Raw genomic sequence first — 12913 nt, 5'->3', positions numbered from 1 at the left:
TGAGATTATTTGACCCGGCAAACGTTGTATCGACAAAAAATGGCCGTCCATACTGCCGCCCACCATTCGAGCGGGCAAGTCCTGCCGTTCCGCGAATCGCTGCTCGCGATGATCGGGATCTCGTTCGTCACCATGCTGGTCGCGCTGGACCAGACGGTCGTCGGCACCGCGCTGCCGACCATCGTCGCCGAACTTCGCGGCTTCGACCTGTATGCATGGGTCGCGACCTCGTACCTGCTCAGTTCCGTGATCACGGTGCCGATCTTCGGCCGGCTCGGCGACTATTACGGACGCAAGCCGTTCGTGATCGCATCGATCGTCGTGTTCACCGGCGCGTCGGTGCTGTGCGGAATGGCCAACGACATGCTGTCCCTCGTGCTCGCGCGCGGGCTGCAGGGAATCGGTGGCGGGATGCTGGTCGGCACCGCGTTCGCATGCATTCCCGACCTGTTCCCCGATTCCGTCGTGCGGTTGCGCTGGCAGGTGCTGATGAGCTCCGCGTTCGGTATCGCGAACGCGGTCGGGCCGTCGCTCGGCGGCTTCCTGACCCAGTCGTTCGGCTGGCGTTCGGTGTTCTACGTGAACCTGCCGATCGGCATCCTGTCGTTGATCTTCGTGTGGCGCTACCTGCCGCACCTGCGCCACGTCGAGCACGATCGCAAGATGCGGCTCGACTGGCCGGGCGCGCTCCTGATCGCGCTGTCGCTCGGCGCGCTGCAGCTGTTCGTCGAATGGCTGCCGAAGTACGGCGTCGCGAGCTGGGCGTCGCTGCTGCTCGTCGTCGCGGTCGCGGCGGGCATCGGCCTGTGGCACTGGGAGAAGCGCTGCGCGCAGCCGATTCTGCCGTTCGACATGTTCGGCAACCGCGCGCTGTCCGCGCTGTTCGTGCTCGCGATCCTCGCCGGTTTCTCGATGTTCTCGCTGCTGTTCTACGCGCCGCTGCTGTTCCAGGGCGGCTTCGGGATGTCGCCGAAGGAGGCGGGGCTCGTGATCACGCCGCTCGTCGTGTTCATCACGATCGGCAGCATCATGAACGGTCGCGTCATCACGCGCATTCGCAACCCGAACACGATGCTGCACGTCGGCTTCGTGCTGTTCGCCATCGCGTGCGCGGGCATCGTCGTGTCGACTCACGCGACGCCGACCTGGATGCTGATGGCGCTGATGGTCGCGGGCGGCATCGGGCTCGGCTTCGTGCTGCCGAACCTCACCGTGTTCGCGCAGCAGACGGCCGGCCGCGAGCACCTCGGCATCGCGACCGCGCTGCTGCAGTCGCTGCGGATGGTCGGCGGGATGCTCGGCACCGCGCTGACGGGCACGCTGGTCAATCAGATGTATTCGAGCGGCGTGCGCAATGCGCTGTCGGCCGACCAGGCGATGCAGTGGCACGCGCGGCTCGCCGATCCGCAGATCCTGATCGATCGCGCGGCGCAGGGCGGTCTCGTCGCGGAGTTGACGCGTGCCGGGCATAATGGCGCGCTGCTGCTGGAAGCGGCCCGCGAATCGCTGGTCGGCGCGATTCACCTGGGCGTCGCGATGGCGGCGGTCGTCGCCGTGGTGTCGGTGTGGCAGTGCCGTCGCGTGCCGCCGATCGCGCTGCGGCGCAAGATCGAACCGCACGTCGCGGCCGATTGACCGATCGGGCGAGCGATTCGACGACTCAACGATTCACCGGAACGAAATCAGCGCATGGAAGAACAGGACCGCGTCGCGATCTTGCAGCAATTCGGACGCACGTATCGCGCGTTCATGACCGCGTTCGAGGCGCACGTCGGGCAGCCGATGCCGCGCTGGCGCATCATGGTCGCGCTGCACACGATGGACGGGCATGCGTCGCAGAAGAAGCTCGTCGAAGTGCTGCGCATCGATCCGGGCGCGCTCACGCGCCAGTTGAAGTCGCTCGACGCGCTCGGCTGGATCGAGCGCGAATCGGACGCGCGCGACAACCGCGTGACCAATGTCACGCTGACGGACGCAGGCCGCGCGGCGTTCGACGCGTGCCTGCCGCGCCGCAAGGCGTTTCTCGAACAGACGATGGCGCAGCTGCCGGACGACGTGCTGAATGCGCTGTCGGGCGCGCTCGCGATGCTGGAATCGCGGATCGCGGACGTCGGGTCGACGCCGGTCGCGCGTTGATGCGCACGGCCGGGCGGCGTGTCAGCGCCGCCGGCCATCGCTTCATTTCACCCTGATTGGGCGCAGATTTACAGCTCGATGCGCGTGCCGAGCAGCGCGAGAAACTGCGCGAGCCAGGCCGGATGCGCGGGCCAGGCGGGCGCGGTGACGAACGGCGCGTCGGTTACGGCCGCGTCGACCGGGATGTCCGCGTACTCGCCGCCCGCGAGCTTCACCTCCGGCGCGCAGGCCGGGTACGCCGAAATGCGCTTGCCGCGGATCACGTCGGCGGCCGCGAGCAGTTGCGCCGCGTGGCAGATCGCCGCGATCGGCTTGCCGGCTTCGGCGAATTCGCGCACGAGCGAAATCACCTTCGGATCGAGTCGCAGGTATTCGGGCGCACGGCCGCCCGCGATCGCGAGCGCGTCGTAGCGCGCCGCATCGACGTCGTCGAACGCCGCGTTCAGCGTGAAGTGGTGGCCGGGCTTCTCGGTGTAGGTCTGGTCGCCCTCGAAATCGTGGATCGCGGTCTTGATCTTGTCGCCCGCGCGCTTGCCCGGGCAGACTGCATCGACGTGGTGGCCGACGGCCTGCAGCGCCTGGAACGGCACCATCGTTTCGTAGTCTTCGGCGAAATCGCCGGTCAGGAACAGGATCTTCTTCGCGGCCATGGCTTTCTCCAGTGAAGCAGCGTTGAAGGCCCGGTCGCGCCGTGCATGACGGCCGCGACCGGGCCCGAGGACGAAAGCGCAGTGTACTCCGGCGGATTGAACCGCGCGTGACGGCCGCCCCCGCGAGCGGCAGGGCGGTGCCGCGCGCGGCGTGCGTCAGAAGAAGGTTTCGACGACTTCCGTCACGCGGAACTGCGGATCGAGCACGAGCACCTGGCGCCACTTGTCGAACGTCAGGCACGGGTGCGAGATGTCGAACGCGACCATGTCGCCAACCTTCACGTCCGCGCCCGGCGGGATCTGCAGGTAAGCGTGCTGGTCCATCATCCCGGTGACGGCCCAGCCTTCGGCGGCGGCGACGTCGCGCGGCGCGGTGTCGCGGCCCGGGCGGAAATGGCGCGCCGGCTCGGGCAGGCCCGCGTCGAACGCGGCGTCGCGCTTGCCGAGCGCGACGATTGCGCGGTCGGCTTCCGGCACCGACTGCACGTACGCCCACAGCTGCAGCGCCGGCAGCAGCCCTTCGCCCATCGAGCGGGCGATCGGGTTGCGCGCGAACACGTCGGTCTGCGCCTTCTTGTAGATGCCGACATCGTGCGTCAGGTAGCAGCCCGGACGCAGCACGACTTCCGCGAAGCCCGCGTCGGACGCCTTCCTGAATTCTTCCGCGACCACGTCGTACCACGCCGAACCGGCGCCGGACAGGATCGCCGGCGTGCGCGCGAAGCGGCCGGCTTCGGCCAGCTCGCGCGTGAGGGCGACCGCCTGCTGCAGGAACGCGCGGATCTCGCCTTCCTCTTTCAGCACGCCTTCATAGAGCTCGATGCCGGCCAGCTTCAGCGTGTCCGGATAGCGCGCGATCGCGGCCAGCACGGCCTCGCGCTGCGCGGCATCGCGCACGCCCGCGCGGCCGCCCGGCACGCCGAGCTCGATCAGCACGTTCAGCGATTTCTTCGCATCGCCGAAGAACCGGCCGAGCTGGTCGACGCTCTCCGCGGAATCGACGAGACAGAAGAATTCGAAATCGGGATCGGACAGCAGCCCCGCGATGATCGTCATGTTCTGGCGGCCGACCAGCTGGTTCGCGAGCAGCACGCGCCGCACGCCGCCGTGATACGCAGCCTGCGTCTGGTGCGCGGTCGCGAGCGTGATGCCCCACGCGCCGGCGTCGAGCTGGCGGCGGAACAGTTGCGGCGCCATCGTCGTCTTGCCGTGCGGCGCGAACTTGACGCCGTATTTCTGCACGAACGCCTGCATCCAGTTCAGGTTGTGCTCGACGCGATCCTCGTAAAGCACGGCGGCCGGCAGGCTGACGTCTTCCGCGAGCAGGTTCCATTCGAGCCGGCCGGCGTCGCCGAGCGGCACGCTCGCGCTCGGCACATTGCCCAGGCCCTTGCCGAACGGATCGATCGTCGCTTCCTGATAGTTTGTAACTTTCATGTCATCCCGCTCCATCATCACTATGCATTGCACTGAAGTTGACATGCAGATGGTACAGAAAGTAGCATCGGCGCGGTGATGTTATTTAATAACAATCCAGTCCCGCACCCTTTTCCGTCGATGAATACGCCCGCCTCCCCGTCCGCTCCGACTGCCGCCGAGCCGCATCCGGCTCAGGCCGCCGCCCCGGTCCTCGACATCGTCGCGCGAATCGCCGAGTGCGCGCCCGAGTTGCGCGAAGCCGAGCGCAAGGTCGCCGCGTTCATCCTCGCCGACCTCGCGCGCGCCGCGCATGCGAGCATCGGCGCGCTTGCGCGCGACGCGGAGGTCAGCGTCGCGACGGTCACGCGTTTCGCGAAGGCCGTCGGCTGCCGCGACGTGCGCGAACTGAAGGTGCTCGTCGCGCAGGCGGCGGCCGTCGGCCAGCGCTTCCTGGTGCCGTCCGACGACGCGCCGGCCGACGACGCGAACCCCGCATCGATGGTCTACGACGAGATTCGCGTGGCGCTCGCGCACAACCACCAGTTGCTGCGCAACACGTCGTTCGACGCGGCGGCCGACCTGCTCGCCGGCGCGAAGATGACCTACGTGTACGGGCAAGGCGGCGGCTCGACCGCACTCGCCGACGAGCTGCGCTTCCGGCTCGTGCGTTTCGGCCGGCCGGTCGCGAGCTACCAGGACAGCCTGCTGCAGCGGATGGTGGCCGCGACGCTGTCGGGCGACACCGTCGTCGTCGCGTTGTCGGTGAGCGGGCGCGTGCCCGAGCTGCTCGAAAGCTGCCGGCTCGCGAAGCGCTACGGCGCGAAGCTGATCGCGATCACCGCGCCGGCGTCGCCGCTCGCGAAGCTCGCCGACCACCTGATTCCCGTCGTCGCGTTCGAAACCGATTTCATCTACAAGCCGTCGACCTCGCGCTACGCGATGATGATGGCGATCGACGTGCTCGTCACCGGCGTCGCGTTGCGGCTCGGCGATGCGGGCCGGGAATCGCTGCGCCGCATCAAACACGCGCTCGATGCGCACCGCGGCGGCGGAGACCGTCAACCGGTAGGAGACTGACCATGCATTCGCATCCCGAAGCGGCCGATACGCTGATCGTCGGCGCGCAACTGTACGACGGCACCGGCGCGCCGCCCGTCACGCGCGACGTCGCGATCCGCAACGGCCTGATCGCGGCGATCGGCAACCTGTCGAACTGGCTCGCCGAGAACGTCGTCGACGCGAACGGCCGTGCGCTCGCGCCGGGTTTCGTCGACGTGCACACGCACGACGACACGCACGTGATCCGTGCGCCGGAGATGATCCCGAAGATCTCGCAGGGCGTGACGACCGTGATCGTCGGCAACTGCGGGATCAGCGCATCGCCGGTGACGCTCGCGGGCGATCCGCCCGATCCGATGAACCTGCTGGGCGAGCGCGGCGCGTTCCGGTACCCGACCTTCGCCGCTTACGTCGCGGCCGTGAACGATGCGCGCCCGGCCGTGAACGTCGCAGCGCTCGTCGGCCATACGGCGCTGCGCAACAACCAGATGGACCGCCTCGACCGCGCGGCGACCGACGGCGAGATCGCCGGCATGCGCGCGCAGCTCGAAGAGGCGCTCGCGAACGGCGCGCTCGGCCTGTCGTCGGGCCTTGCGTACGGCTCTGCGTTCGCGGCGCCGGCCGAGGAAGTGATGGCGCTCGCCGAGCCGCTCGCCAAGGCTGGCGCGCTGTACACGACGCACATGCGCACCGAGTTCGACGCGATCCTCGATGCGATGGACGAGGCCTATCGTGTCGGCCGCCACGCGCAGGTGCCGGTCGTGATCTCGCACCTGAAGTGCGCGGGCCCCTCGAACTGGGGGCGCAGCGCCGAGGTGCTCGCGTCGCTCGAAGGCGCGCGCCGCTACCAGCCGGTCGGCTGCGACTGCTATCCGTACAGTCGCAGTTCGTCGACGCTCGACCTGAAGCAGGTGACGGGCGACATCGACATCACGATCACGTGGTCGGAGCCGCATCCGGAAGTCGCGGGCAAGCTGCTGAAGGCGATCGCGGCCGACTGGGGCGTGACCGAGCAGGAAGCCGCGCAGCGCATCCGCCCCGCGGGCGCCGTGTACCACAACATGTCCGAGGACGACGTGCGCCGGATCCTGTCGCACCCGGCGACGATGGTCGGCTCGGACGGCCTGCCGAACGATCCGCTGCCGCACCCGCGGCTGTGGGGCGCGTTCCCGCGCGTGCTCGGTCATTACGTGCGCGACACGAACCTGCTGCCGCTCGAGGAGGCGATCCGCAAGATGACGTCGCTGTCCGCGCGCCGCTACGGGATCGCGAAGCGCGGCGAAGTGCATGTCGGCTACCACGCGGATCTCGTGTTGTTCGATCCGGCGAGTGTGATCGACGCGGCGACGTTCGAGAAGCCGCAACAGCCTGCGCACGGGATCGACGCGGTGTGGGTGAACGGCGTGCTGACCTACGAAAACGGCCAGCCGACCGGCGAGCGCGCCGGCGGTTTCGTCGCGCGCGGCGGGCGTGTGCCGGCGAGTGCCGATGCGGCGTTCTGAACGCGGCGGGTGTGCCGATCTTCCGCGCGTGCCCAAGCCGGCGCGCGCATCCGTAACCGAAATGTGAGGAGTGAAACGATGAAGCGATATGGCGTGGGCGAAGCGAAGGGGACCGGCGGCCAGGTGATGCCGTTTGCACGTGCGGTCGAGGCCGACGGCTGGCTGTACGTGTCGGGCCAGACGCCGATGGTGAACGGCGAGGTCGTCGAAGGCGGGATCGTCACGCAGTCGAAGCAGACGATCGAGAACGTGATCGCGATCCTGAAGGAAGCCGGCTACGGCCTCGAGCACGTCGTGCGCTGCGGTGTGTGGCTCGACGACGCACGCGATTTCGCGTCGTTCAACAAGGTGTTCGTGTCGTACTTCGGCGAGAACCCGCCGGCGCGCGCGTGCGTGCAGTCGAGCATGGTCATCGACTGCAAGGTCGAGGTCGATTGCATCGCTTACAAGCCGCCGGTGAAGTAACGCGGCGAGCGCGGAAGCTGTACAACGAGGCCGGTGCATGGACGTGCACCGGCCTTGTTGCGTTGGCACTGAATTTTTACACCTTGAATAGAACCCTGTCGATGAGAGCGCGAGACGACAGGTCCGTCTGGCGGGTGACGGCGGTGATGGGCACGTAATTCGCAACGAGCATCATGCAATTCGAACGAGCAGACTAAGCGGATTGCTGGGTATGGTCGTCTTCCCGATCAACGATTCGCGAAGTCGCACCATGACGGGCAATACATACCGCTACGGTGTTCATTCGGATCTCACTCCCGCCGAGCTTTTCTTTTTCGTGGCTGTAGAAGAGACGTGTGCACGGGCCGGGATCGACGATGTCGAAGCGGTGATCCTGATTCCGGCGGGCTGGCCCGTTTTGCCGACGAGGCAAAAATTCGGCGGCGCGACGAAAGGAACCTCTGTCGCATCCGTGATGGCTCGATCGATTTTCCGCTACCAGTTGAACAGGAAGGTTTTACCCACCGTGACGCTGCAGAGTATCAAGTCGTTTCGGATCATCCTGACCCGGAAGCTCGGCGTGTTCGTCGGACGTGCCGTTCCCGGCGTGGGTTGGGCGCTCCTTGCGCGTGACGTGTTCGCGATCGTTCACGGCACGGTCTCCAGGTACAACAGCCTAGTCAAACGCGAGGATAGGGTGTTCGGATGGAAAACGTGAGTTGGGACGAGATCGTGGCCTGTGTCAGGTCGGAGGTAGGGTTCGGCCCATCGAAGCCGCTCGCCGCTGGCACTCGGCTCTGGGAAGACCTCGGTCAAACCGGTGACGAAGCCAACGACTTCATGGGGCACTTTTTTGAACGGTTTGCCGTGGATACGGGCGATTTCGATTTCCCCAGATATTTCCTAATGGAAGGCGAAGGGTTGCTCTATTCGCTATTCCTGCGATGGGTGCTCCGAAAGCCGCACGACTTCAAACGGGAACCGATTACGCTCGCAATGCTGCATCGTGCAGCCGGAGAAAGGAGATGGGACGCCGCGCGATTGGTCGCGCTGCCGTGAAAGATCGGATATTCGAACAAGCGCGGTGTCTGGCGGATTCCGTGCAATACGCGATTACCCTTTGGCTATGTTTGGTTAAAGACGCGCGCCCGTATCATGAGGGACATTACATGTTGGCGCCTCCCGGCAACATACCGTTTTCCAAATTCATCGGTTTGCTGCGGGAAAGGGCTGCTTATTGTCAAAAGGTGAATTGAAACGACTCAAGGTGACCAATCGGAGATTCCAGCCGACATCGCCGTACCATTGCTGACGGGCGAATGGGCCGTGCTGATGGAAGCCATCCGTCTGCGGCTTGAACAGATCGAGCGCATCGATCCGGATTCGCTCGATGGGGATGCGCTTGTCGATTTGTACGAAGACCAGGACGCGCTGACGCGTGTGCTGGCCTATATCGAGAGTAACTTTGCACGCACCTTTGGCGGCTTGCCGGCGCGGGACGGGTGACAGTGTACGTCGCGGCTTGCGGAAGAACCGCACGCGGGCGGCCGGGGGCAATGGTCGTCTGGATCGCAGTTTTGACTCTGGCGCTCTTGACCGCCCACGGTGCGCTTGCGGGCACGCTGTCCAATAGATTAGCGCCTGGCAGCGCGGTACCCATTGTCGTGCCGGAGTCAGTCGAAATCGTCAGGAACGGTGCGTGGTCGGCCGATATCAGCGGGGACGAAACGGCGGATATGTGTCGCACGTTCGTTCTTCGGCGGGCGGATGTCAGCACGTTTTTCAAGCGTGCGAACCGCGTGACAGAACGGGCGTACAGCCATGACCTGGATGCCGCGCGTTGCTATGCCGAAGGCGAAGCGCGTCTTGCGGGTGGTGGCGCGGCGAAATGGAGGATAGACCAGGCAAGGCGAGGCTTCATTTCCCTGCGCGATGGTCGAACAATCTACCTGTATTGTCCGAAGTGCCGGGCCGACGTGTTTGCGCCGAATTAGATAAACGCACGTTCCGCACTTCGAAAACCGCACGACCTCAAGTGTGAATCGATTGCGCATCGCGATGCTGCACCGTCCAGCCGTCGAATGGAGGCGGGCTACCGGGCGATTGGCCGAGTTGCCGTGAAAGGTCGGGTTGCTACGCGTGCTGTCGATGAGGCTGATCCGGGGCAACCGGCGTGTCGGCTGCGAGGAACGAGGGGGCAGTCTTCGAGCGCTTCAGTTTGCAATTTATAACAAAATAAATAAGAAATTGGGTGATGTCGAAGTCCGGCTGGAAGCAGAATCGGTGGGCATACGCGAAATGCATCGGAGATTTCGGGGGTTCTCGAAAAATTTAATCTCAATAAAATTCCCCTGTTTATTCTGTATATTGGAATATCCATTTGCCGAGAAAGAGGAATTTGAGATGGCTTACTGCCGGGGCTTCTATTTGACGTTCAAGGAAAACATGGATGCATTGGGGTTGCCGGTTCCCGCGAGCCTGTTTTCGACGCAGCAACAAGCGCTGACGACCATTGGTGCGATCGCAACCGCGGTCAAGACGTTTGGATCACGGGTTACGATTGGTGAATTGATCGGTGCAGGTGTACTGAGCGATGTGCTGGTGTACGCGGGGTCGCTATATGCATCGTGGTACGTCGGTGCGGCGATCGGCAGTTTGCTGGTTGCGTCGGGCCATTCGCTTTCGTGTTCCAATGGTGTCAACGCTTCGCGATCGGCCGTCAATGCGCTTTCCAAACATGGGATCAGGGTCGATGGCGCGCTGGTGCGGCATCTGGCTTCGCACCCGGAGGTGTTTGCCTTCGGGACGCCTCGGCACCACTATGGCGTGATGGGTCTCGCGCAGCAGGTTGCAGCATGAACTGGATCGCAGATCGGATCGCGCTTCTGGTTTGCGGTGCCGTTGTCGCAGGCATTGCATGGGCAACGTTTCGATATGCGGGGGAATGGGTGATGCCCGTTGCAACGGCCACCATGCTGGTGGCCCTGGGGAGTGAAGTTCGTCGGCTGCGGCGCATACTGGAAGGCCACGGCATCGATTGGCGCCCGCGGCGGCGCTTCTTCCGCAAGTAGTCGGCGTCCGCGGGCTGCAAAATTCCCGACAGCGTCACTTCATCGTCTGGCCGACCTGTACGCGCATCAGGCGACGCTGACTCATCTGACCGACTACATCAAGAACGGCTTCCCAGCCGCGTTCGGCGAGCGGCCCAAACTTTAGCCGCGTGCCGACGGCTGCTCACGCGGCCCGCCGGGTCGTTCACTGCCGCGCCGTCCGCGCGTTATCCGGCATCGGTTGGTTGTAGTTCGTGCGGAACGGGTTGATGTCGAGCCCGCCGCGGCGCGTATAGCGCGCATACACGGCGAGCTTCACCGGTTTGCACGCATGCAGGATGTCGAGAAAGATCCGCTCGACGCACTGCTCGTGAAAGCCCGTGTGATTGCGGAACGAGATGATGTAGCGCAGCAGGCCCGCGTGGTCGATCTGCGGCCCGACGTAGTGGATCTGCACGCTGCCCCAGTCGGGTTGCCCCGTGACCGGGCAGTTCGAGCGCAGCAGGTCGGACACGAGCGTCTCCTCGACCGGCGCTTCATCCTCGGCGGCCGACAGCAGCGACGGATCGGGTTCGTACACGTCGGTGTCGAGATCGAGCCGGTCGAGCGACAGCCCGTCGAGCTCGTCCATCTCCAGCTTGCTGAAATCGTGCGCCGACACCAGCTGCACCGATACGCTCGCGCCGCACGCGGCCGATACGTCGCGCTTCAGCACGTCGCGCACCGCGTCGGCCGAGTCGAACTTCGACTGCGCGAACGAACCGAGATACAGCTTGAACGACTTCGATTCGACGATGTTCGGCGATTCGGCCGGCACGTAGAACGTCGCGATCGCGACCTGCGGCTTGCCGCGCGCGTTGAGCCACGACAACTCGTATGCGTTCCAGATGTCGGTGCCGAAGAACGGCAGCGCCGCCGTGATGCCGAGCTGCTCGCGCGCGCCGGCGCGCGGGATCGGAAACAGCAGCGACGCGTCGTACTGCGCCGCGTAGACGGTGGCCTTGCCGAGCGGGGAATGTTCGGGATTCATCGTGTGACGCCTTTACGACAGGAAGAGGCGGTAAGCCGGGTTGGCGCTCTCTTCGACATACGGATAGCCGAGCGCCGCGAGGAAGCGTTCGAATTCGGCGCGATCGGCCTGCGGCACCTGCAGCCCGACGAGGATCGAGCTGTAGTCCGCGCCCTGGTTGCGGTAGTGGAACAGGCTGATGTTCCAGTCCGGCGCCATTGACGACAGGAACTTCATCAGCGCGCCCGGCCGTTCCGGGAATTCGAAGCGGAACAGGCGCTCGTCGAGCGCGAGCGGCGAGCGGCCGCCGACCATGTAGCGGATGTGTTCCTTCGACAGCTCGTCGTGCGTCAGGTCGACGCTCTTGAAGCCGTGCGACTCGAAGTTCGCGGCGATCTCCGCCGATTCGCCGCGGCGCTTGATCTGCACGCCGACGAAGATGTGCGCGGATTGCGCATCGGCGATCCGGTAATTGAACTCGGTGACGTTGCGGTCGCCGACGAGCGAGCAGAAGCGCTTGAAGCTGCCGCGCTCCTCGGGGATCGTGACCGCGAACACGGCTTCGCGCGCCTCACCGACCTCCGCGCGTTCGGCGACGAAGCGCATCCGGTCGAAATTCATGTTCGCGCCGGACGTGACCGCGACGAGCGTCTGATTCTCGATGCCTTCGCGTTCCGCGTACAGCTTCGCGCCCGCGACCGCGAGCGCGCCGGACGGCTCGAGCACGCTGCGCGTGTCCTGGAACACGTCCTTGATCGCCGCGCACAGCGCGTCGGTGTTGACCGTCACGACGCCGTCGAGGAATTCGCGACACAGCCGGAAGGTTTCCTCGCCGACGAGCTTCACCGCGGTGCCGTCCGCGAACAGGCCGACTTCGCTCAGCTCGATACGCTCGCCCGCGTCCAGCGACTGCGCCATCGCGCACGAATCCTCGGCCTGCACGCCGATTACCTTGATCTCCGGGCGCACCGCCTTCACGTACGCGGCGACGCCGGACGCGAGCCCGCCGCCGCCGATCGGCACGAAGATCGCGTGGATCGGGCCCTGGTGCTGGCGCAGGATCTCCATCGCGATCGTGCCCTGGCCGGCGATCACGTACGGATCGTCGAACGGATGGACGAACGTGAGGTCGCGCTCCTGCTGCACCTTGACCGCATGCGCGTACGCATCGCTGTACGATTCGCCCGCCTGGATCACCTCGACGCTCGGGCCGCCGTGCGCGCGCACCGCATCGACCTTCACCTGCGGCGTCGTGACCGGCACGACGATCACGGCCTTGATGCCCATCCGGGCCGCCGAGAACGCGACGCCCTGCGCGTGGTTGCCGGCCGACGCGGTAATCACGCCGCGCGCGAGCGCGTCCGCCGGAATGTGCGCCATCTTGTTGTACGCGCCGCGCAGCTTGAACGAGAACACCGGCTGGTTGTCCTCGCGCTTCAGGTAAACGGCGTTGCGCAGCCGGGCCGACAGGTTGCGGGCCGGTTCGAGTTCCGTCTCGATCGCGACGTCGTAGACGCGCGCGGTGAGGATTTTCTTCAGGTAATCGTGGGATGCCATGGACGCTCGCGTGCAGTGCGGATGCAGACGGTAAAGGGTCAATGATAGCGCCAAGGGTCCGCCCGCACGCAAGCGGCATGCCGGCCG

15 protein-coding genes are annotated in these 12913 nt (G+C 65.5%); 11 read left to right on the top strand and 4 right to left on the bottom strand.

Annotated elements, in window-relative coordinates:
* Positions 1–39 precede the first annotated feature (39 nt).
* Complete coding sequence (locus tag CFB81_RS14135; RefSeq protein ID WP_089435630.1) at positions 40–1635, top strand: MDR family MFS transporter; 1596 nt, start codon at positions 40–42, stop codon at positions 1633–1635.
* 54 nt (positions 1636–1689) lie between these two features.
* On the top strand, positions 1690–2136 hold the full coding sequence (locus CFB81_RS14130) for a MarR family winged helix-turn-helix transcriptional regulator (protein ID WP_069620876.1): 447 nt from the start codon (positions 1690–1692) through the stop codon (positions 2134–2136).
* A gap of 68 nt (positions 2137–2204) precedes the next feature.
* On the opposite strand, the gene CFB81_RS14125 is transcribed toward CFB81_RS14130, so the two are convergent.
* Both CFB81_RS14125 and CFB81_RS14120 read right to left on the bottom strand, forming a co-directional pair.
* Positions 2205–2786, bottom strand: a complete 582-nt coding sequence (locus CFB81_RS14125) for a DJ-1/PfpI family protein (RefSeq protein WP_089435629.1) — start codon at positions 2784–2786, stop codon at positions 2205–2207.
* 156 nt (positions 2787–2942) lie between these two features.
* Positions 2943–4223: an amino acid deaminase gene (locus tag CFB81_RS14120; protein WP_089435628.1), complete on the bottom strand. Its 1281-nt coding sequence runs from the start codon at positions 4221–4223 to the stop codon at positions 2943–2945.
* 120 nt (positions 4224–4343) lie between these two features.
* Here CFB81_RS14120 and CFB81_RS14115 point away from each other — a divergent pair, with 120 nt between their 5' ends.
* The 9 genes from CFB81_RS14115 to CFB81_RS35455 all read left to right on the top strand — a co-directional run bounded on the left by CFB81_RS14115 (position 4344) and on the right by CFB81_RS35455 (position 10281).
* Positions 4344–5282: a MurR/RpiR family transcriptional regulator gene (locus CFB81_RS14115; RefSeq protein WP_089435627.1), complete on the top strand. Its 939-nt coding sequence runs from the start codon at positions 4344–4346 to the stop codon at positions 5280–5282.
* A 2-nt stretch (positions 5283–5284) separates the two neighbouring features.
* The gene (locus tag CFB81_RS14110; RefSeq protein ID WP_089435626.1) at positions 5285–6766 is read left to right on the top strand and encodes an amidohydrolase family protein; all 1482 of its coding nucleotides are present in this window, start codon (positions 5285–5287) and stop codon (positions 6764–6766) included.
* Between the two features lie 78 nt (positions 6767–6844).
* A complete protein-coding gene (locus tag CFB81_RS14105) occupies positions 6845–7231 on the top strand; it encodes a RidA family protein (RefSeq protein ID WP_050016655.1) in 387 nt (128 codons plus the stop codon).
* A 250-nt stretch (positions 7232–7481) separates the two neighbouring features.
* The gene (locus CFB81_RS14100) at positions 7482–7928 is read left to right on the top strand and encodes an STM2901 family protein (protein WP_089435847.1); all 447 of its coding nucleotides are present in this window, start codon (positions 7482–7484) and stop codon (positions 7926–7928) included.
* Positions 7916–8269, top strand: coding sequence for a DUF1493 family protein (locus CFB81_RS14095; protein WP_089435625.1), 354 nt, complete (start codon positions 7916–7918; stop codon positions 8267–8269). The genes CFB81_RS14100 and CFB81_RS14095 overlap by 13 nt, the downstream gene beginning before the upstream one ends.
* Before the next feature lie 267 nt (positions 8270–8536).
* On the top strand, positions 8537–8716 hold the full coding sequence (locus CFB81_RS14090; RefSeq protein ID WP_143328595.1) for a hypothetical protein: 180 nt from the start codon (positions 8537–8539) through the stop codon (positions 8714–8716).
* A 50-nt stretch (positions 8717–8766) separates the two neighbouring features.
* Positions 8767–9204, top strand: a complete 438-nt coding sequence (locus CFB81_RS35460) for a hypothetical protein (RefSeq protein WP_143328594.1) — start codon at positions 8767–8769, stop codon at positions 9202–9204.
* 154 nt (positions 9205–9358) lie between these two features.
* Positions 9359–10069, top strand: coding sequence for a hypothetical protein (locus tag CFB81_RS14085; protein ID WP_143328593.1), 711 nt, complete (start codon positions 9359–9361; stop codon positions 10067–10069).
* The gene (locus CFB81_RS35455) at positions 10066–10281 is read left to right on the top strand and encodes a hypothetical protein (RefSeq protein ID WP_124505017.1); all 216 of its coding nucleotides are present in this window, start codon (positions 10066–10068) and stop codon (positions 10279–10281) included. The genes CFB81_RS14085 and CFB81_RS35455 overlap by 4 nt, the downstream gene beginning before the upstream one ends.
* Before the next feature lie 184 nt (positions 10282–10465).
* On the opposite strand, the gene queF is transcribed toward CFB81_RS35455, so the two are convergent.
* Positions 10466–11290, bottom strand: coding sequence for an NADPH-dependent 7-cyano-7-deazaguanine reductase QueF (gene queF, locus CFB81_RS14080; RefSeq protein ID WP_089435622.1), 825 nt, complete (start codon positions 11288–11290; stop codon positions 10466–10468).
* A gap of 12 nt (positions 11291–11302) precedes the next feature.
* Positions 11303–12826 carry a threonine ammonia-lyase, biosynthetic gene (gene ilvA, locus CFB81_RS14075; RefSeq protein WP_089435846.1) on the bottom strand — a complete coding sequence of 508 codons (1524 nt, stop codon included), beginning with the start codon at positions 12824–12826 and terminating at the stop codon, positions 11303–11305.
* Between the last annotated feature and the right edge of the window lie 87 nt (positions 12827–12913).

The sequence above is a fragment of the Burkholderia sp. AU28863 genome, from assembly GCF_002223195.1.
GTDB lineage: Bacteria > Pseudomonadota > Gammaproteobacteria > Burkholderiales > Burkholderiaceae > Burkholderia > Burkholderia sola.
This window is presented reverse-complemented; position numbering and strand designations above follow the sequence as displayed.

What these genes read in the sequence shown, in the direction of transcription:
- CFB81_RS14135 (WP_089435630.1), top strand. Translation starts at nt 40, where the DNA reads ATGGCCGTCCATACTGCCGCCCACCATTCGAGCGGGCAAGTCCTGCCG.
- CFB81_RS14130 (WP_069620876.1), top strand. Translation starts at nt 1,690, where the DNA reads ATGGAAGAACAGGACCGCGTCGCGATCTTGCAGCAATTCGGACGCACG.
- CFB81_RS14125 (WP_089435629.1), bottom strand. Translation starts at nt 2,786, where the DNA reads ATGGCCGCGAAGAAGATCCTGTTCCTGACCGGCGATTTCGCCGAAGAC.
- CFB81_RS14120 (WP_089435628.1), bottom strand. Translation starts at nt 4,223, where the DNA reads ATGAAAGTTACAAACTATCAGGAAGCGACGATCGATCCGTTCGGCAAG.
- CFB81_RS14115 (WP_089435627.1), top strand. Translation starts at nt 4,344, where the DNA reads ATGAATACGCCCGCCTCCCCGTCCGCTCCGACTGCCGCCGAGCCGCAT.
- CFB81_RS14110 (WP_089435626.1), top strand. Translation starts at nt 5,285, where the DNA reads ATGCATTCGCATCCCGAAGCGGCCGATACGCTGATCGTCGGCGCGCAA.
- CFB81_RS14105 (WP_050016655.1), top strand. Translation starts at nt 6,845, where the DNA reads ATGAAGCGATATGGCGTGGGCGAAGCGAAGGGGACCGGCGGCCAGGTG.
- CFB81_RS14100 (WP_089435847.1), top strand. Translation starts at nt 7,482, where the DNA reads ATGACGGGCAATACATACCGCTACGGTGTTCATTCGGATCTCACTCCC.
- CFB81_RS14095 (WP_089435625.1), top strand. Translation starts at nt 7,916, where the DNA reads ATGGAAAACGTGAGTTGGGACGAGATCGTGGCCTGTGTCAGGTCGGAG.
- CFB81_RS35460 (WP_143328594.1), top strand. Translation starts at nt 8,767, where the DNA reads ATGGTCGTCTGGATCGCAGTTTTGACTCTGGCGCTCTTGACCGCCCAC.
- CFB81_RS14085 (WP_143328593.1), top strand. Translation starts at nt 9,359, where the DNA reads ATGAGGCTGATCCGGGGCAACCGGCGTGTCGGCTGCGAGGAACGAGGG.
- CFB81_RS35455 (WP_124505017.1), top strand. Translation starts at nt 10,066, where the DNA reads ATGAACTGGATCGCAGATCGGATCGCGCTTCTGGTTTGCGGTGCCGTT.
- queF (WP_089435622.1), bottom strand. Translation starts at nt 11,290, where the DNA reads ATGAATCCCGAACATTCCCCGCTCGGCAAGGCCACCGTCTACGCGGCG.
- ilvA (WP_089435846.1), bottom strand. Translation starts at nt 12,826, where the DNA reads ATGGCATCCCACGATTACCTGAAGAAAATCCTCACCGCGCGCGTCTAC.